Consider the following 17,344-nt stretch of genomic DNA (forward strand, 5'->3'; position numbering starts at 1 on the left):
CGGCCGCTTTCGACGATTCGTTTCCCGTTTCTCGTTTCCCGCGCGTCGTTGCGGCGGCGCGCCCCCTTCATTCGTATTGACGCTGGAGCCATTCATGACTTTCGTTTTCCCGCCCGAAGCGCCCGTGGCGCTCCCCGTCGCCGGCAGCGACGCGCAGTTCGCGGTACGCCGTGTGTATTGCGTCGGTCGCAACTACGCGGCCCATGCCCGTGAAATGGGCTTCGATCCCGATCGCGAGCCGCCGTTCTTCTTCTGCAAGCCGGCCGACTCGATCGTGCCGGTCGCGTACGGCGACACGCTCGATCTCGCGTATCCGTCGCAGACGCAGAACTATCACTACGAAGCCGAACTCGTCGCGGTGATCGGCAAGGGCGGTTCGGACATCTCGCTCGAGCGCGCGCTCGAACACGTGTGGGGCTACGCGGTCGGCCTCGACATGACGCGCCGCGACCTGCAGATGAAGATGCGCGAGATGGGCCGGCCGTGGGAGATCGGCAAGGCATTCGACCGCTCGGCGCCGATCGGGCCCGTGCATCCGGCGAGCGATGTCGGTCACTTCGAGCAGGGCGGCCTGTGGCTGACCGTCAACGGCGCGACGAAGCAGAAGAGCGACGTGTCGCACCTGATCTGGTCGGTCGCGGAAACGGTGGCCGACCTGTCGAAGTTTTTCCGCCTCGAACCGGGCGACGTGATCTTCACGGGCACGCCCGAAGGTGTCGGCGCGGTGGTTGCGGGCGACGTGATGAAGGTCGGCGTCGAACGGCTCGGCGAACTGACCGTGCGCGTGGTCTGACGCATCTTCCCCGAAAGGCGACATCGTGCAACTGCATAGCTTCTTTAACAGTTCGACGTCCTACCGGGTGCGCATCGCGCTCGCGCTGAAAGGGCTGCCGTACGACACGCTGCCGGTGAACATCCGCACCGGCGAGCATCGCGAGGCGGCGTACGTCGCGAACGTGAACCCGTCGGCCGCGGTGCCGGCGTTGGTCGATGGGGATTTCCGTCTCGGGCAGTCGCTCGCAATCCTCGATTACCTCGACCAGATCCAGCCGACGCCTCGACTGATTCCGCTCGAACCGCACCATCGTGCCCGCGTGCTGGAACTCGCGACGCTGATCGCATGCGACATCCATCCGGTCAACAACCTGCGCGTGCTGCGCTATCTCGACGGCGAACTGAAGGTCACGCCGCAGCAGAAGACCGCGTGGTACCGGCACTGGATCACGGAAGGGATGGCCGGCGTCGAGCGGCTGCTCGCACGCGCGGACGAGGGCCCGTGGTGCTTCGGCGACACGCCGACGCTGGCCGACGTGTGCCTCGTGCCGCAGGTCGCGAACGCGTTGCGGATGGATTGCGACCTGAGCGCGTATCCGCGCAGCCTCGCGGTATATGAACACGCGCGGCACGAGCCGGCATTCGAGGCCGCGCAACCGCAGCGGCAACCGGATTACGTCGCGTAACACGAAGCAGGAGACACACATGGGCGAGACAAAAGACAAAGGCCGGCGCGTGCTGGTGATAGGCGGCGGCATCGGCGGGCTCGCGACGGCGCTCGCGCTCGCGCGCCAGGGCATCCGCGTGAAGCTGCTCGAACAGGCAGATCGGATCGGCGAGATCGGCGCGGGGATCCAGCTCGCGGCGAACGCATTCAACGCGCTCGACGCGCTGGGTGTCGGCGAGGCTGCGCGCAGCCGGGCGGTGTTTACCGACTGGCTGCAACTGATGGATGCGGTCGATGCGCGCGAGGTGGCGCGCATCGATACGGGCGCCGCATACCGTGAGCGCTTCGGCAATCCGTATGCGGTGATTCATCGCGCGGACATTCACCTGTCGATCTACGAGGCGGTCAAGGATCATCCGCTGATCGAATTCCGGACGAGCACGCAGGTGTGCGGCTTCGAGCAGGACGGCAAAGGTGTGACCGTGACCGACCAGCATGGCGAACGCTATCGTGCCGATGCGGTGATCGGCTGCGACGGCGTGAAATCCGCGATCCGTCATGCGCTGATCGGCGACGCGCATCGCGTGACGGGCCACGTCGTGTATCGCGCGGTGGTCGACGTCGACAACATGCCGCAGGACCTGCAGATCAATGCGCCGGTCGTGTGGGCGGGCCCGCATTGCCATCTCGTCCACTATCCGCTGCGCGGCGGGCGGCAGTACAACCTCGTCGTCACGTTCCACAGCCGCGAGCAGGAAACCTGGGGCGTGCGCGAGGGCAGCAAGGAAGAAGTGCTGTCGTACTTCGACGGCGTCCATCCGCTGCCGAAGCAGATGCTCGATCGGCCGACGTCGTGGAAGCGCTGGGCGACCGCCGATCGCGATCCGGTCGAACGCTGGAGCGAAGGCCGTGCAACGGTGCTCGGCGACGCCGCGCATCCGATGACGCAATACATCGCGCAGGGCGCGTGCCAGGCGCTCGAGGATGCGGTGACGCTCGGCGCGGCCGTGGCCCGGACCGATGGCGACTTCGAGGCCGCGTTCGCGCTGTATGAACGCGTGCGGATTCCGCGCACCGCGCGCGTGCTGTATTCGGCGCGCGAGATGGGGCGGATCTATCACGCGAAGGGCGTCGAGCGGCAAGTGCGCAACGGGCTCTGGGTCGGCCGCACGCAGGCGCAGTTCTACGATGCGCTCGACTGGCTGCACGGCTGGCGCGCAGAGGATTGCCTGACGTCCGTCGCGTAACGCGGCGCGGTTAGCCCGATTCCGGCGGCGCGCAATTCAACGACACGACGCGCGACTGCCTTCTTGGAGGAGACACCATCATGGCCGATACGCTGTCCATCGACGTCAGCGAATGGATCGACCGGCATCGCGTGGCGCCGTTTCAGGCCGCGATCGTCGTCCTGTGCTTTCTGATCGTCGCGATCGACGGGTTCGATACCGCCTCGATCGGGTTCATCGCCCCCGTCATCCGTGCGGAATGGGGCCTGTCGCCCGCGCAGCTCGCACCGGTGTTCGGCGCGGGGCTCGCCGGGCTGATGGCCGGTGCGCTCGTGTTCGGGCCGTTCGGCGACCGGTTCGGCCGCAAGCGGCTGCTGCTCGCCTGCGTGGCGTGCTTCGGCATCGCGAGCGCCGCGTCGGCGAGCGCGGGCGGCCTGACCGAGCTGATCGCGTGGCGCTTCGTGACCGGGCTCGGGCTCGGCGGCGCGATGCCCAATGCGATCACGCTGACGTCCGAATACTGCCCGGCGCGGCGCCGTTCGCTGCTGGTGACGACGATGTTCTGCGGCTTCACGATCGGCTCCGCGCTCGGTGGGCTCGCGGCTGCGTCGTTGATCGAACACCACGGCTGGCGCGCGGTGCTCGTCGTCGGCGGCGCCGCGCCGTTGCTGCTGCTGCCGGTGCTCGCGTGGCGGCTGCCGGAGTCGGTGCGCTATCTCGTCAATACAGGCGCGGCGCGCGAACGGATCGCGGCGATGCTCGGTCGTATCGCGCCGGATCCGCATCTTCTGAACGCGTCGTTCATCGCACCCGCCGGCAAGCCGGGCGGGTCGCCGCTCGGCCGCCTGTTCAGCGCCGACCTGCTGCGCGGCACGTTGCTGCTGTGGCTGACGTTCTTCATGAGCCTGCTCGTGATCTACCTGCTGTCGAGCTGGCTGCCGACGCTGCTGCGCACGACCGGCGCGACGCTGCAGACGGCCGCGCGCGTGACCGCGATGTTCCAGATCGGCGGCACGCTCGGCGCGATCGTCCTCGGCGGGCTGATGGACCGTTTCGATCCGCATCGCGTACTGGCCTGCAGCTATGCGGCGGCCGGCATATTCGTCGCCGCGATCGGCGTGTTTGCCGCATCGCCGTGGGGCGCCGCGCTCGCCGTGTTCGCGGCCGGCTTCTGCGTGTCGGGTTCGCAGGTCGGCGCGAATGCGCTGTCGGCCGCGTTCTATCCGACCGAGTGCCGCACCACCGGCGTGAGCTGGGCGAACGGGATCGGCCGTGGCGGCTCGGTCGTCGGATCGATGGCGGGCGGCGCGATGCTGGCGATGGGCGTGCCGTTGTCGACTGCGTTTGCGGTCGTCGCGGCGCCGTGCGTGATCGCGGGGATCGCGGTGCTGGCGCTCGGCGTGGTGCGTGCCGATGCGGCGCGCATGCCGGCCGCGAAGGCGATGGCGGGCGAACAAGCCTGAGCGAAGGCGGGGGCAAGGCCGCCTGTCGGCAAGCGGCGGGGAGCATCATTATATTAATTGATATAATATTGATTCTTTAATTGTTCTCCCGCACCGATGAACGACGATCTTTCCGTCGGGTTGCCGGAACCCGACCAGATGCGCGCGGCCGCCGAATCGGCCTGCGCGCTGCTCAAGGTGCTGTCGAATCCCGACCGGCTGCTGCTGCTCTGCGAACTGTCGCAAGGCGAGCGGTGCGTCAGCGATCTCGAGACAGCGCTGGATATCCGCCAGCCGACGCTGTCGCAGCAGCTCGGCGTGTTGCGGGACAACGCGCTGGTCCGCACGCGCCGCGACGGCAAGAACATCCACTATTCGCTCGACAGCCCGGCCGCGGTCGCGGTGATGGGCGTGTTGTACGAACAGTTCTGCGGCCCGGCCGCGAAGGGGCGGCGCGATGCAGCTTGATGCGCTTCATTTCACGCCGTGGTTGTCGCTGGCCGGCGGCGTGCTGATCGGGCTCGCGGCCGCGTGGCTCGTCGCATTCAACGGCCGGATTGCCGGTATCAGCGGCATCGTCGGTGGTCTGTTCACGGCACGCGCGGGTGAGCGCGACTGGCGCGCCGCGTTCGTCGCCGGACTGATCGCCGCACCGGTCGTGATGCATGTCGCCGGAAACAGCCTGACGCCGCAGGTCGACGCAGGGTGGTTTGACTTGGTGGCTGCCGGGCTGCTGGTCGGCGTCGGCACGCGGTATGCGGGCGGCTGCACGAGCGGCCACGGCGTGTGCGGGATGTCGCGTGGTGCGTTGCGTTCAGTGGTCGCGACGGTGGTCTTCATGGTCGCGGGCTTCGTGACCGTCTTCGTGCGACGGCACGCGCTGGGAGGCTGACATGCAGGCAGGATTCGCGTTTCTGGCGGGGCTGCTGTTCGGCGTCGGCCTCATCGTGTCGGGCATGGCCAATCCGCAGAAGGTGCTGGGTTTTCTCGACCTGGCGGGCCGCTGGGATCCGTCGCTCGCGTTCGTGATGGCCGGCGCGACGGGCGTGGCCGTGTTCGCGTTCGCATGGGCGAAGCGCAGGGCGCGGACGTGGCTCGGCTTGCCGATGCAGTTGCCGGCCGTGCGGGCGATCACCGTGCGGCTGGTTGCCGGAAGTGCCGTATTCGGTATCGGCTGGGGGATCGCCGGGTTCTGCCCGGGGCCCGCGATCGTGTCGATCGGCTTCGGGTCGGCGAAGGGGATCGTGTTCGTCGTCGCGATGCTGGCAGGGATGGCGGTGTTCGAGTGGATCGAGCGGCGCAGGAGCGTACGGTGATGTCGTGACCGTCGCGTAGCAGGTAGGGCGCGACGGTTGAACCGGTCAAAGTCGGTTGATTCGTATGAGCGCGGTCGAACGGGATCGCGCCAGACTTTTGCTGAATGATACGGTGGCAGCCTGACGCGCCTTTGTGACGCGACAAATCGCCATTTCAGGAATGCTCGCGTACTTGATGGCCACCGCGTATCCGTCCGGACAGCCGGCGCAGGATCGCGCGCCATGCCGCGAGTAAGCCGGATTGTTCGTTCGGTTCCACGATCGTCGTACTGACCGCGCCCGTGCCGCCGGCCGACAGCGCCACGTGGCCGGCCGTCTCGAGCGTCAGGCATTCGCCTTCGTCGAGCAGGCGGCGAATGTGCTGCGGCGCGTCGGGCAGCCAGTCGAGCCCGCCGTGGCGCAGCGTGACCGCCAGCGCGCCGTCCAGCACGATCACCTGGCTGCCCTTGTCGAACCACGCAAAGTGGCTTTGTCCGGCGTCGAGCCGGATGTGATGCGTCTGCATGGCGATTCCCTTTCCCGGTTGCGCGGCCTCGCGACGGCGAGGCGACAGCGTGCAATCAGGTTAGGGAAACGGGCATCGGCACGACAGATTCAGGGGCCGGGAATCTGTTGCGGTGCAGGCGACGATTTTGCGTCGCTGTATCGGTGGGTTTCCCCGGAATCTGTATCTGGCGTGTGATCGGCCGCGCGGGCACGATCGGCGGCATGACGCCTTTCACCGATTCATCCCGCCCGCCGTTGCCCATGGACGGCGAGCCGCTTTACGAACGGCTCGCCGAGCACTACCGCCGCATCATCGCGGCCGGCACGCTGTCGCCCGGCGACCGGATGCCGTCGGTGCGCGCGTTCATGGCACAGCATGGCGTGAGCCTGTCGACCGCGATCCAGGCGTTCCGGCGGCTCGAGGATACCGGCTGGTGCGAGGCGAAGCCGCGCTCCGGCTACTTCGTGCGGCGCCGCGCGTCGGCCGCGCTCGAAACGCTGCCGGAAAGCGACGGGCCGCCGCTGAGCGTCGAGCCGCCGTTCGCGGGCCTGCACGAACGCGTGTCGCGCGTGATCGACCGTGCGAACACGGCGCCCGATGCGCTGAACCTTGGCGGCGCGTCCGCGCTGGCCACGCTGTATCCGGCCGAGCGCCTGCAGGCGCTCGCGATCCGGCTGTTGCGGCGCAAGCTCACCTTGCTGACCGACGCGGGGCCCGTCGGCGGTTCGCCCGAATTCCGGCAGACGATGGCCAAGCGCGCGCTGTCGTATGGCGTGACGGTGACGCCGGACGACGTGATGTCGACGAGCGGCGGCGTCGATGCCGTGAATCTCGCGTTGCGCGCGGTCGCGCGCCCCGGCGACACGATCGCGATCGAATCGCCGGCCTTCTTCGGCTTGATCCAGTTGCTCGAAAGTCTCGGCCTGCGCGCGCTCGAAATCCCGGCCAGCCCGACGACCGGCCTGTCGATCGAGGCGCTCGAAGTGGCGCTGACCGCGTACCCGGACATTCGGGCCGTGGTCGTCGTGCCGAACCTGCAGAACCCGCTCGGCTGCGTGATGCCCGACGAACGCAAGGCGGCGCTTGTCTCGCTCTGCTCGCGCCATGGCGTGGCCGTGATCGAGGACGAGCCTTATCGTGAGCTCGTCGAGGCGCCGCAGCCGGTCAAGCCGGTGAAGGCATGGGACCGCGACGGCACGGTGATCTACTGCCCGTCGTTCAACAAGGTGCTGGCCCCCGGGATGCGGCTGGGCTGGATAAGCGCGGGGCGCTGGCACGCACGCGTGAAGATGCTGAAGTTCGCGCACAGCCGGCACAACGCCGCGTTGCTGCAGGCCGTTGCCGCCGAATTCGTCGGCTCGGGAGCGTTCGATCGTCATCTGCACCGGTTTCGCGAACAGTTGCGCGTGCAGCGCGACGTGACGATCGATGCGATTGCGCGACATTTCCCGGCCGGAACCCGGATGAACCAGCCGCCGGGTGGGATGCTGCTGTGGATCGCGCTGCCGGACGGCGTGCGCTCCGAGGCGCTGTTCGACGCCGCGCTGGCACATGGGGTCAGGATCGCGCCCGGTTCGATCTTCTCGAATTCCGACCGCTTCGACGGCTATATCCGGCTCGCTTGCACGCGCGTGTTCGATGCGGCGCACGAAGCGGCGTTCGAAACGCTCGGCCGCCTCGTACGGGAAGCCATGGCGGCCACGTAAGCGCGGTGGCGACCGGCCGGGCTTGCGAATTCGCAAGGCGCCCGGCTTTGCGGGCCACCGACACGGCCAGCCGCCGCCATTTCATCGGCTGGCCGAGTGCGTGGCGAGGTGCTGGCGGATCAATGACAGGTAACGATCGCCGACCGAGAAATCGCGTGCGGCGCGCGGCCGGTCGGCCTGGCGCAGCGTGGCCGGTGCGCTCATGCCCAGATACCGGCATACGGCGGACGGGAAGGGCTTGCGCGTATGCCCGAGCTGGCGAGCCGCGCGCTCGACGCGGGCATCACCGACCTGAGCGCGGAGCCACGCCAGTACTTGGCGATCGGCTTCGTTGACGATACGGACCAGATGTTCCATCGCGCACCTCACTGTTCATAAATACAGTACTGTAAATATAACCAGTGTTTGCGGCGACCGCAAGCGGGTGTGTCCAGGCTGGCCGTTCGGCCAGGTCAGCGAGCCGGCACGGCGGTTCGCGTGATCCGGCCAGCAGGGGCAGCGGATGCAACAGGGGCAGCTACCTTCGTATAGCGCGCGTCGGTCAGCGTGCCGAGGAACGCGACGATGTCGTCGATTTCCGCGTCGCTCAGCGCGGGCGGCGTGCCGGGCCGGCGGTTCATCGGCGTCGAGTTGACGTTGATGTTGCCGCGGTAGGCGGCCGGCACGTCGTCGAACGTTCTGGCCCCGTGATACCAGAAGCCCGGGTCGGTTGAGCGCGTGTTGTAGAACGCCACCGCGTCGCGCAGCGTCGAGAACACGCCGTTGTGCATGAACGTCTGTTTGATCGCGACGTTGCGCAGCCCCGGTGTGCGCAGGTAGCCGCACCATTGCGTCGGCTCGGGCCAGCGCAGCCGCCGTGCGGTGTCGCACAGCCCGTTGTCGAAATGGCGCGGATCGCGGTTCGCCGGCAGCGCGCGGTTGCGCGGCACCGCGATCGCGTCGTAGCCGAAATCGGTGAAGAGCGAACGCTCCGGGCGGCTCGACGTCTCCGACAGCGTATGGCAGCTCATGCAGTTGCCCTTGTCGGGATTCCGGAACAGCGCGAGGCCGCGCATCTCGGCCGGCGCGAGCGGTTTGCGCGTGCGCAGGAACACATCGAAGCGCGACGTGAACGGCGCCATCTCGTCGCTCTGCAGATAGGCCTCGACGGCCACGCCCAGCGCACGCACCAGTTGCTCGGGATCGCGCCGCACCGGTGTGCCGAAGCGTGCGGCGAGATCGGGCGCGAGTTCGGTCGCGTCGACCTTGCGCAGCAGTGCGGCCGGCGACCGGTTGTTCATCTCGTTCGGATCGAACAGCGGCCCGCGGATCTGCTCGGCGAGCGTATCCGCGCGGCCGTCGCTGAACAGGCCGCCGAACGGCGACGGCGCGGGTGCGTCGTCATCCTGGTAGAAGTGGCGGCGCGGCACGTAACGCACATAGAGCAGCGACGGTGCGTTGCGCTGGCTGAAACGCCCGGGCCGGCTGCCTTCCGGCACGCCGGGCCCCGCGAGCGAGGCGGCCGACAGCGTCGGCGCGAACGCGCGGCCCGGATCGTGGCAGCCCGCGCACGACATGCCGCGCGGCTCGGACAGCCGCGGATCGAAGAAGATCCGGCGGCCGAGCGCGACGAGCGTCGGGTCGGGCGCGAAGCGCGCGGTCGCCGCATCGATCTTGCCCGTCACCTGCGGCGTGCCGTTGCCGATCGTGTCGACGACTCGCGAAGGCGGCGCGCCGGGGAGCAGGACCGTTTCGGCCGGTGCGGCGTGGGCCGCGAGCGCCAGACCCGCGAATACGGCCGTCGTGGCCAGCGTACGCAGCGTTTGCAGGCCGCCCGCATGGCCGCCGTCACATCGAACCACTTCACTCACGGCGCAATGAATCCCGTCTTGTCGCAGGCGAGCGTCGTGCCCGACTGGTTGCACGACGCGAGCAGCTTGCCGGCTGCCGAGTATGCGTGGAACACCCAGCCGGTCGCCGGGGCGGCGCGACGTTCCATGATCAGGAAACCGAAGCTGTTGTTGTGCGACAGCCGTTCGATCACGGCGCCCGGTGCGGGCGTCAGGCCGGCCGGGAACGGGTCGGGCAGCGCGACGTCGAGATTGTCGCCGCCGTTGCCGGACACGATCGTCGCCGGATGCCCGGACGAGAAGTTGATCGCCTGGAAGTCGTGCACGTGGCCATGCAGCGCGACGTGCACGCCGGGCGGGTAGTACGCCTGCGCGTTGAGGCTCGACATCACCGACTGCAGCGCGAGGTTGCCCGGCGCGGGCGTGCTGCCGGCGATCGGCGCGAACGCGAGGATCGGATGGTGGTTCGTGAAGATCGTCGTCGTCATGCCGGCCTTCGACGCGAGCGCGGCGACCGTCTGGAACTGCTTCTGGTAGATGCCGAATTGCGCGTCGGTCGTCTTGAGCGGCGTGCGGCCGACCTTCGCAGTGTCGAACACGATCACCTGCGAGCCGCCGCCGAGCGCCACCGCATAGGGTTCCGAATAGTTCGCGTTGTTGTCGTTGGCCGGATCGTCGCACGAGCGCGCGGCCGAATACGGGCGCGGATCGAGGAAGCGGAACCAGCCCTGGCCCGCCCGCGCGCATTCCTCGTGATTGCCGCGCACGACGACCCATGGCGCCTTCGCGAGCAGCGGGGCGGCCGGACGGAACAGGTCGGCCTGCCACGTATCCCAGCCATAGCCCCACGGGCTGTCCTTGCAGCCGGCGATGTCCGGCGGGCACGCGTTCTCGCGATAGTGGTAGTCGCCGATGTGCATCACGAGGTCGGGCGACAGCTTCGCGACGCTGGCCGCGATCGTGTCGAACGGCCACACCGATGCGTCGTTGCACGCCTGCCACGCGTTGTCGGCTTTCTTCATGCGGCAGCCGGTGTCGGCGATGATCGCGATGCGTTGCGGCTGCGCCTTCGGCAGCGGCAGCGTGCGGCCCGCGACGCTTGCCGCCTGCGCGCCGGCCGGCAGCGTCATCTCGCAGACGGACACCGGGAAGCTCGACGGCTTCGAATCGGACGGATCGCTGGCGGTCGGCCGCTGGGCGAGGGTCGCGGCGCCCGCGCGCACGGACATGCGAGACAGCTTGCCGTCGACGGTCAGTTGCGGGCACAGCGGATCGCCGGCCGACGCGGGCGTGTAGTTCGTGATGACGCGCGCGATCGCCTGGTTCGACTCGCCGATCTCGACCCATGCGGCCTGGACGTTGACCGACGCACTCGCCGGATCGGCCGGCGAATCGATGTGGTTCGAGCACGCGGAGAGCGCGGCGAGGGCAGCAAGGGGAGCGCAGCGCACGAGCAGCGCGCGCGTGAGGAGTCGTCGCATGGGAGGCACCGTAGGAAAGTCGTCAACGATACGCAGCGCGAATGTAAGAAATATGAAAAGACGGGGGCGCTTGCATACGGGCCGGGCATCGACATCGCGATGGCAGGTCGCGGCCGGAGGGCCTTGACTTCAAGCCGGCTTGAAGCAGCAAAGTGCGAGGCACGATCAAAGAACCAGAAGGGGGATTCGACGATGGAAACCAGCCAGCCCAATGACGAACAATCCGCGCTCTGGAACGGCCCGTCGGGGCGTGCCTGGGTCGACACGCAGGCGCCGATCGACCGGATGTTCGAGCCGCTGGAGAAGTTGCTCGTGGATGCGGCGGCCACGTCGTCCGCGCGCAGCGTGCTCGATGTCGGCTGCGGCACGGGCGCGGTCACGCTCGCGATTGCGCGGCGGCTAGCAGGCTGTTGAAATTGGGAACGGTGTAAACGGGCTCGAAGGGCGGTGCGTTAGAGATATCGTGTTCATGATCTTGAGCAGATGAGCCGATGCGTGGAATGGACGAGATGCAAGAACCGTTGTTCATGACGGTGAAGCTGGAAGACTTCGTGCCGGCCGATCACCCGTTGCGGCCGCTTCGGCTGCTGGTCAATCAGGCGTTGAAGCGGCTCAACGGGCTGTTCGGCACGATCTATGCGGACAGCGGTCGCGCCTCGATTGCGCCGGAGAAGCTGCTGCGTGCGTTGCTGCTGCAGGTGTTTTACTCGGTGCGCAGCGAGCGCATGCTGATGGAGCAGATGCGCTACAACCTGCTGTTCCGCTGGTTCGTCGGCCTGGCTATCGAAGACGCTGTCTGGGACCACTCGGTGTTCTCGAAGAACCGGGATCGCTTGCTCGAACACGAAGTGGTCGAAGCGTTCTTTACCGAAGTCATGCGCTTGGCCGACAAGCAAGGGCTGCTGTCCAGAGAGCACTTCTCGGTCGATGGCACGCTGATTCAGGCGTGGGCCAGCCACAAGAGCTTCCGTCCCAAGGACGGCTCGGACGATCCGCCGGCCGGCGGTGGACGCAACGCCGACACGGACTGGAAAGGCAAACGGCGCAGCAACGACACGCATGAATCGAGCACAGACCCGGATGCCCGGCTGTTTCGAAAGGGCAGGCAAAGCGGAGCCGTCCTTTGTTATCAGGGGCACATCCTGATGGAGAATCGTTCGGGCTTGGTGGTCGGCGCCGTGGTGAGTCACGCCGACGGATTCGCCGAACGGGCCAGTGCGTTGCGCCTGCTCGATTGCGTGCCGGGTCGTCATGCCAAGACGCTCGGCGCCGACAAGGGCTACGACATGCGCGACTTTGTGCGCGATTGCCGGGCGCGCAAAGTCACGCCGCATGTCGCGCGCAACGATTCTCATCAAGGCGGCAGCGCGATCGACGGCCGCACCTCGCGGCACGCCGGCTATGGCATCAGCCAAGTGATTCGCAAACGCATCGAAGAGCACTTCGGCTGGGGCAAGACTGTCGGCAGGATTCGACAGACCGTGTATCGCGGCGTCAAGCGGGTCGATCAGCACTTCAAGTTGACGATGCTGGCGAGCAACCTGACTCGAATGGCGCGAATGCTGACGGTGGTGCAGCAAGGAGCCGTGCAATGAGCCGCCCAAGCGCGGCCGTTGCGCGGCAACGCGTTGACTGGACCGCTCGCGAGCGGTCCAGCTTCGACGATCCGTCGCCAACTCAGCAGCCAATCGCATACGAAATCCTTTTACGCAGCGACCTCGTGATCAAGACGAGGCGTTTTTCAACAGCCTGCTAGGGGCAGATGTGAAATGCACGGGCATCGATATCTCGGCTCGGATGATCGACGCCGCGCAGGCGCGCGCCGAACGCAGCGGCGTTCACGTCAGTTTCGTGCGCGCGGATGTGCAGACCCACGCGTTCGAGCCCGCGAGCGTCGACCTGATCGTGTCGCGCCTGGGTGTGATGTTCTTCGACGATCCGGTCAGGGCGTTCGCGAATCTGCGGCATGCGGCGCGGCCGAATGCGCAGATGCGGTTCATCGCATGGCGCAGCGCGGCCGACAATCCGTTCATGACGATTGCCGAGCGGGCCGCCGCGCCGTTGCTGCCGAACCTGCCCGCACGGCGGCCCGGCGCGCCGGGACAATTCGCGTTCGGCGACCGGCAGCGAATTGCGTCGGTGCTGTCGGACAGCGGCTGGGCGGACATCGCGATCGAGCCGGTCGATCCGGCGTGCGCGCTGCCTGCTTCCGCGCTGGACGACTACATTTCGCGGCTGGGCCCGGTCGGGCTGGCGTTGCTGGAGGTGGACGAGGCAACGCGGCGGCGCGTGGTCGACACGATGCGTGCGGCGTTCGCGCCTTACGTGGAGGGTGCCGATGTGCGCTTCGACGCAGCATGCTGGCTCGTGACGGCGCGGGCACCGTCCGCGTAACGCGTTGCGGTAGAGCGGTGGGTCAAGGAAGGGCCGGCCGGTTTGCCCCGCGCGTGGCCGTTCGCGCGGGACGAAACCGGGCCGCGTGACGCACGCGCGTCAGTGTCGCCGCGCGCGCAGCATCAACCACGCGCAACCGCCGGCGACCAAGGCGAGACCGAGGAGGACGGCTTCGACGCCGAGTGCAAACCCGGGCGGCATGTCTCCGGTGTCCGGCATCGGCGACAGGTTGATGCCCATCGCGATGGCGCCGCCGACGAGCAGCGCCGCGCAGACGATCCAGTAGACCTTGCCGCGGGGCGCCGCGGCCCGGATTCGCCACAGCGCGATGCCGGCGCCGCCGAGGTAGAGCACGGCGAGCGTGCCGAGCGCGATGACGTCGGAGGCGCGGCTTTGCAGAAGTCCGGTCATGGTGCGGCTCCATCGTGGATGGCGAACCGCCACGGCGTGGCAAGGGCGGCGTTCATTCGGCCTCCGTCGCATGCCCCGGCGCGCGGCTCAGCAGATGCGTACGCTTGTCGGCCGCGAGCGACACGTAGCGTTCGTACTGGCGCAGCACATCGGCAATCACTTCGTCGCCGCGCAGGTATTCGACGTCATAGCCGAGCCGCCCGTCCTCGAAGAACGTGACGATCCCGTACACGTGTGCCCGTTCCGCTTCCGGCTCGGCTGCCTCGCGCACCAGGAACGCGGCCGCGGATTTCACGGTCACGCGCACGCCGTACACGAAATCGCGGTGGTCGGCGGTCGGCACGGTGAGCCGGACGGCATCGTCGCTGTCGCGCTGCACGTTCGCATCGACGCCGCTCGCGCGTAGCTCGTCGGCGACCTTGCGCAACGCGGGCTCGACCGTCTCGGCGACGAACTGGCGCGCTTCGGCTTCGGTCGTCTGCCGCAGGATGTGCGTCAGGCGGTGGCGCCAGTGCTGGCCGGTCCAGAAGCTCGTCGCGGGCGCGACGTCCTGCGAATAGTGCACGCGGTCGGCCGCGAGCCCGCGCCACAGCCCGTAGCAGAGCGCGAGCATGATGATCGCGACCGGCAGCGCGGCGATCAGCGTCATCGCCTGCAACGCGCCGAGCCCGCCGGCGACGAGCAGCACCGCGGCCGTCACGCCGAGCAGCGCGGCCCAGAACAGCCGTTGCCACACGGGCGAGTGCGCGTTGCCGCGCGTCGCGATCTGGTCGAGCACGAACGCGCCCGAATCGGCGGACGTGACGAAGAACACCGCGATCAGCACGATCGCGACGATCGACAGTCCTTGCGATAGCGGCAGGAAATCGAAGAAGCGGAACAGCAGCGCGTCGACGTTGGTGGCCGTCTGCGCGAGCGCGCCGGCCGCGCCGTGCGTATCGAGCCAGATCGCGCTGTTGCCGAACACCGTCATCCATACGAGGTTGAACGCGGTCGGCACGAGCAGTACGCCGATCACGAACTGGCGGATCGTGCGGCCGCGCGAGATGCGCGCGATGAACATGCCGACGAACGGCGACCACGACACCCACCACGCCCAGTAGAGGATCGTCCAGCCGCCGAACCAGCCTTCCTCGCGCGGCGACGCGTACGCATAGGTGCGGAACGACAGGTCGACGAGATGCGACAGGTACTGGCCGATGTTGTCGCCGAGCGCGCGCAGCAGGAACGACGTCGGTCCCGCGACGACCACGAACGCGAGCAACAGGAACGCGAGCAGCAGGTTCAGCTCGGACAGCCGCCGCACGCCCTTGTCGAGACCACTCGCGGCGGAAGCACCCGCGAGCAGCACGACCAGCACGACCAGCCCGATGCGGAACGCGTTGCCGCTGGTGTCCCAGCCCACGACCGTGTGCAGGCCGGCGCTGATCTGCATCACGCCGTAGCCGAGCGTCGTCGCGATGCCGGCGACCGTGCCGACCAGCGCGAACGCGTCGACCGTGTGGCCGATCCAGCCGTTGATGCGCTCGCGCAGCACCGGATACAGCCCCGAGCGCAGCGTCAGCGGCAGGTTGTAGCGGAACCCGAAATACGCGAGCACGAGCCCCATCAGCCCGTAGATCGCCCACGCATGGAAGCCCCAGTGGAAGAACGTCATCAGCATCGCCTCGCGCGCGGCGGCGGGCGTGCCGGGGTCGACGGTCGGCGGCTTCAGGAAATGCTGCATCGGCTCACCGACGCCGAAGTACATGAGGCCGATGCCCATGCCGGCCGCGAACAGCATCGCCGTCCACGACACGAAGCTGAATTCGGGTTCGGCGTCGTCGGGGCCGAGCCGGATGTTGCCGAAGTCGCTGGCGGCGATCAGCACGAGAAACACGAGGAAGCCGGTAACGGCAAGCACGTAGAACCAGTCGAAGCGTGCGATGACCCATTGCTGGCCGGCGGAGAACAGCGCGCCGGCTTCGCTCGGGTGCAGCGCGCACACGACGAGCAGTGCGCCGATGACCGCGAGCGCAGGCAGGACGACCTGCGGCTTGAACGTCGTGCGGGGCGAGGGACGGGAATCTGGCATGACTGGCATCCAGTTGTGGGCGCAACGAGGCGCGACGCCGCCCGGCGCGCGTGTCGCGCGTCGGACCCTGATACGGCGTGCGTCGAGTGTACCGCTGTGTCAGGACTGCAAGAAGGGGGCATGCAGAAGGGAAAACCTGACGAATTGTAAGGTATCAGGGGGATCGAGAAAACCCGCGCGGTTCGCACGGAGGGCGGACGAGCTGCTGAAAATGCCGCGGCGGCCGTGTGCCGGGCGCCCGGACAGCACGCGTGGAATGCGCGAAATGCGTGTCGCCCGGGGCAGGGGCAGCGCGCCGAAGGCGCTGCCGCGCGGGTTCAGAACGTGACGGCGATCCCGGCCATGCCGACGAACTGGCCGTGCGTCGTCGACGGCGTGAGCTGCTGCGAATCGCCGACGATCGGTGCCGCGTCGATCACGTGGCCGGCACCTTGCGCACCGAGCGTCTGTCCGCTCGAATGCGTGTACGCCTGCAGCGCATAGAGCGTCGTGCGCTTCGACAGGCTGTACGACTCCTTCAGCGAAACCTGCTGGTAGCGGGCCGCACGGTTGATGCCGTTCGCCTTCGACGCGAGCGTGTACGCGAACGCGCCGGCCACCGAGAACGCCGGCGTGAAGCGGTACGCGGCGAGCGCGCCGTAGGTGTTGAACACGGCTGTATCCGTGAACGCGGAGCCGTTGCCGGGCAGGTACTTCACGTTCGAGTAGTTGAGACCCATCGTCAGGTCGCCGAGCGTGTAGTTGCCTGCCGCCGCGACCTGCTCGACGGCCTTCGCGGTCAGGTAGCCCTGGTTCAGCACGGATACCGCGAAGCTGCCCGACGCGGCGGTCGCCGGATTCAGGAAACCGGCCGACGAGCCCGAGCTGTTGATGCGCAGGTAGCCGGCCGCGATGCCGATCGGCCCGTTCGCATAACGCAGCGCGGCGCTGAACGTGTTGCCCTTGCCGGTCGCGCCGGCAATGCCGCCGAATGCATACATCGCGCTCGCGGTCAGCCCGGCGAAGGTCGGCGACGTATAGGTAACCGAATTGTTCACGCGGATCGTCGTGTCGAGGCCGTCGATGTCGCCCGGATGCGCGCCCGTCGCGCCGGTCAGCCAACTGCTCGACGCGTACGGGCCGACGAACAGGAAGTACGGCGTGTACTGGCGGCCGGCCGTCATCGTGCCGTAGTGATCGTTGCGCAGGCCGACGAACGCCTGGCGATTGAAGATCAGGCCGGCAGCGGATTGCGCGCCGTTGTTCAGGTTGAAGCCGGACTGCAGGTCGAAGATCGCATGCGTGCCGCCGCCGAGATCCTCGTCGCCGCGCAGCCCGAACTTCGACGCATACAGGTTGCCGTCGCGCATGTAGACGTTCGAGTGGCCCTGCTGGTTGTTCACGTACGCGAGCGAATCGTCGACGACGCCGTACAGCGTCACGCTGCTCTGCGAGTGGGCGGCGGTCGTGCCGAGCGACGCGGCCGATAAAATCAGGATTGCATAGCGATTGACGGGTGCTTTCATTGACGATCTCCAGATCTCTTCATCTTTTCAAG

The 17,344-nt window shown here is 67.8% G+C and carries 16 protein-coding genes and 2 pseudogenes; 11 read left to right on the plus strand and 7 right to left on the minus strand.

Features of this window, described 5'->3' with window-relative positions; translation table 11 throughout:
* Positions 1-94 precede the first annotated feature (94 nt).
* The 7 genes from CFB50_RS24440 (at position 95) to CFB50_RS24470 (ending at position 5,425) form a co-directional block, all read left to right on the plus strand.
* Positions 95-793: a fumarylacetoacetate hydrolase family protein gene (locus CFB50_RS24440; RefSeq protein ID WP_069251344.1), complete on the plus strand. Its 699-nt coding sequence runs from the start codon at positions 95-97 to the stop codon at positions 791-793.
* A 25-nt stretch (positions 794-818) separates the two neighbouring features.
* A complete protein-coding gene (gene maiA, locus CFB50_RS24445) occupies positions 819-1,460 on the plus strand; it encodes a maleylacetoacetate isomerase (protein ID WP_069251345.1) in 642 nt (213 codons plus the stop codon).
* Positions 1,461-1,479: 19 nt separating this feature from the next.
* On the plus strand, positions 1,480-2,688 hold the full coding sequence (locus tag CFB50_RS24450) for a 3-hydroxybenzoate 6-monooxygenase (RefSeq protein WP_089447483.1): 1,209 nt from the start codon (positions 1,480-1,482) through the stop codon (positions 2,686-2,688).
* Positions 2,689-2,768: 80 nt separating this feature from the next.
* Complete coding sequence (locus tag CFB50_RS24455; RefSeq protein WP_069251347.1) at positions 2,769-4,130, plus strand: MFS transporter; 1,362 nt, start codon at positions 2,769-2,771, stop codon at positions 4,128-4,130.
* 96 nt (positions 4,131-4,226) lie between these two features.
* On the plus strand, positions 4,227-4,577 hold the full coding sequence (locus CFB50_RS24460; RefSeq protein ID WP_069251348.1) for an ArsR/SmtB family transcription factor: 351 nt from the start codon (positions 4,227-4,229) through the stop codon (positions 4,575-4,577).
* Positions 4,567-5,001: a YeeE/YedE family protein gene (locus CFB50_RS24465; protein ID WP_069251349.1), complete on the plus strand. Its 435-nt coding sequence runs from the start codon at positions 4,567-4,569 to the stop codon at positions 4,999-5,001. The genes CFB50_RS24460 and CFB50_RS24465 overlap by 11 nt, the downstream gene beginning before the upstream one ends.
* 1 nt (position 5,002) lies before the next feature.
* Positions 5,003-5,425, plus strand: coding sequence for a DUF6691 family protein (locus CFB50_RS24470; protein WP_069251350.1), 423 nt, complete (start codon positions 5,003-5,005; stop codon positions 5,423-5,425).
* Positions 5,426-5,579: 154 nt separating this feature from the next.
* Here CFB50_RS24470 and CFB50_RS24475 read toward each other — a convergent pair whose 3' ends face one another.
* Entirely contained in the window at positions 5,580-5,930 is a 351-nt protein-coding gene (locus CFB50_RS24475; protein WP_069251351.1) for a hypothetical protein, read from the minus strand.
* A 203-nt stretch (positions 5,931-6,133) separates the two neighbouring features.
* Between CFB50_RS24475 and CFB50_RS24480 the strand changes: the two genes are divergently transcribed.
* On the plus strand, positions 6,134-7,618 hold the full coding sequence (locus tag CFB50_RS24480; RefSeq protein WP_089448408.1) for an aminotransferase-like domain-containing protein: 1,485 nt from the start codon (positions 6,134-6,136) through the stop codon (positions 7,616-7,618).
* 81 nt (positions 7,619-7,699) lie between these two features.
* Here CFB50_RS24480 and CFB50_RS24485 read toward each other — a convergent pair whose 3' ends face one another.
* The 3 genes from CFB50_RS24485 to CFB50_RS24495 all read right to left on the minus strand — a co-directional run bounded on the left by CFB50_RS24485 (position 7,700) and on the right by CFB50_RS24495 (position 10,928).
* Complete coding sequence (locus CFB50_RS24485) at positions 7,700-7,975, minus strand: hypothetical protein (protein WP_034191604.1); 276 nt, start codon at positions 7,973-7,975, stop codon at positions 7,700-7,702.
* A gap of 95 nt (positions 7,976-8,070) precedes the next feature.
* Complete coding sequence (locus tag CFB50_RS24490; protein WP_256979354.1) at positions 8,071-9,408, minus strand: cytochrome-c peroxidase; 1,338 nt, start codon at positions 9,406-9,408, stop codon at positions 8,071-8,073.
* 56 nt (positions 9,409-9,464) lie between these two features.
* Entirely contained in the window at positions 9,465-10,928 is a 1,464-nt protein-coding gene (locus CFB50_RS24495; protein ID WP_069251352.1) for a metallophosphoesterase family protein, read from the minus strand.
* Between the two features lie 192 nt (positions 10,929-11,120).
* On the opposite strand from CFB50_RS24495, the pseudogene CFB50_RS24500 reads away from it, so the two are divergent.
* The 3 genes and pseudogenes from CFB50_RS24500 to CFB50_RS24510 all read left to right on the plus strand — a co-directional run.
* Positions 11,121-11,330, plus strand: a pseudogene (locus CFB50_RS24500) (SAM-dependent methyltransferase); the annotation flags it as partial.
* 98 nt (positions 11,331-11,428) lie between these two features.
* Positions 11,429-12,523, plus strand: a complete 1,095-nt coding sequence (locus CFB50_RS24505; protein WP_089446561.1) for an IS5 family transposase — start codon at positions 11,429-11,431, stop codon at positions 12,521-12,523.
* Between the two features lie 157 nt (positions 12,524-12,680).
* A pseudogene (locus CFB50_RS24510) lies at positions 12,681-13,322 on the plus strand (class I SAM-dependent methyltransferase); the annotation flags it as partial.
* Positions 13,323-13,421: 99 nt separating this feature from the next.
* Here CFB50_RS24510 and CFB50_RS24515 read toward each other — a convergent pair.
* The 3 genes from CFB50_RS24515 to CFB50_RS24525 all read right to left on the minus strand — a co-directional run bounded on the left by CFB50_RS24515 (position 13,422) and on the right by CFB50_RS24525 (position 17,312).
* The gene (locus tag CFB50_RS24515; protein ID WP_069251354.1) at positions 13,422-13,733 is read right to left on the minus strand and encodes a hypothetical protein; all 312 of its coding nucleotides are present in this window, start codon (positions 13,731-13,733) and stop codon (positions 13,422-13,424) included.
* 52 nt (positions 13,734-13,785) lie between these two features.
* Entirely contained in the window at positions 13,786-15,807 is a 2,022-nt protein-coding gene (locus CFB50_RS24520; protein ID WP_069251355.1) for a BCCT family transporter, read from the minus strand.
* Positions 15,808-16,124: 317 nt separating this feature from the next.
* The gene (locus CFB50_RS24525; RefSeq protein WP_069251356.1) at positions 16,125-17,312 is read right to left on the minus strand and encodes a porin; all 1,188 of its coding nucleotides are present in this window, start codon (positions 17,310-17,312) and stop codon (positions 16,125-16,127) included.
* Positions 17,313-17,344: the final 32 nt, after the last annotated feature.

Origin of the sequence: Burkholderia sp. AU33423 (assembly GCF_002223135.1) — a bacterium.
Classification (GTDB): Bacteria; Pseudomonadota; Gammaproteobacteria; order Burkholderiales; family Burkholderiaceae; genus Burkholderia; species Burkholderia lata_D.

Bases quoted from the DNA above. Each gene is read 5' to 3' on its own strand.
- CFB50_RS24440 (WP_069251344.1), top strand. From the start codon at position 95: ATGACTTTCGTTTTCCCGCCCGAAGCGCCCGTGGCGCTCCCCGTCGCC.
- CFB50_RS24450 (WP_089447483.1), top strand. From the start codon at position 1,480: ATGGGCGAGACAAAAGACAAAGGCCGGCGCGTGCTGGTGATAGGCGGC.
- CFB50_RS24455 (WP_069251347.1), top strand. From the start codon at position 2,769: ATGGCCGATACGCTGTCCATCGACGTCAGCGAATGGATCGACCGGCAT.
- CFB50_RS24460 (WP_069251348.1), top strand. From the start codon at position 4,227: ATGAACGACGATCTTTCCGTCGGGTTGCCGGAACCCGACCAGATGCGC.
- CFB50_RS24465 (WP_069251349.1), top strand. From the start codon at position 4,567: ATGCAGCTTGATGCGCTTCATTTCACGCCGTGGTTGTCGCTGGCCGGC.
- CFB50_RS24470 (WP_069251350.1), top strand. From the start codon at position 5,003: ATGCAGGCAGGATTCGCGTTTCTGGCGGGGCTGCTGTTCGGCGTCGGC.
- CFB50_RS24475 (WP_069251351.1), bottom strand. From the start codon at position 5,930: ATGCAGACGCATCACATCCGGCTCGACGCCGGACAAAGCCACTTTGCG.
- CFB50_RS24480 (WP_089448408.1), top strand. From the start codon at position 6,134: ATGACGCCTTTCACCGATTCATCCCGCCCGCCGTTGCCCATGGACGGC.
- CFB50_RS24485 (WP_034191604.1), bottom strand. From the start codon at position 7,975: ATGGAACATCTGGTCCGTATCGTCAACGAAGCCGATCGCCAAGTACTG.
- CFB50_RS24495 (WP_069251352.1), bottom strand. From the start codon at position 10,928: ATGCGACGACTCCTCACGCGCGCGCTGCTCGTGCGCTGCGCTCCCCTT.
- CFB50_RS24505 (WP_089446561.1), top strand. From the start codon at position 11,429: ATGGACGAGATGCAAGAACCGTTGTTCATGACGGTGAAGCTGGAAGAC.
- CFB50_RS24515 (WP_069251354.1), bottom strand. From the start codon at position 13,733: ATGACCGGACTTCTGCAAAGCCGCGCCTCCGACGTCATCGCGCTCGGC.
- CFB50_RS24520 (WP_069251355.1), bottom strand. From the start codon at position 15,807: ATGCCAGATTCCCGTCCCTCGCCCCGCACGACGTTCAAGCCGCAGGTC.
- CFB50_RS24525 (WP_069251356.1), bottom strand. From the start codon at position 17,312: ATGAAAGCACCCGTCAATCGCTATGCAATCCTGATTTTATCGGCCGCG.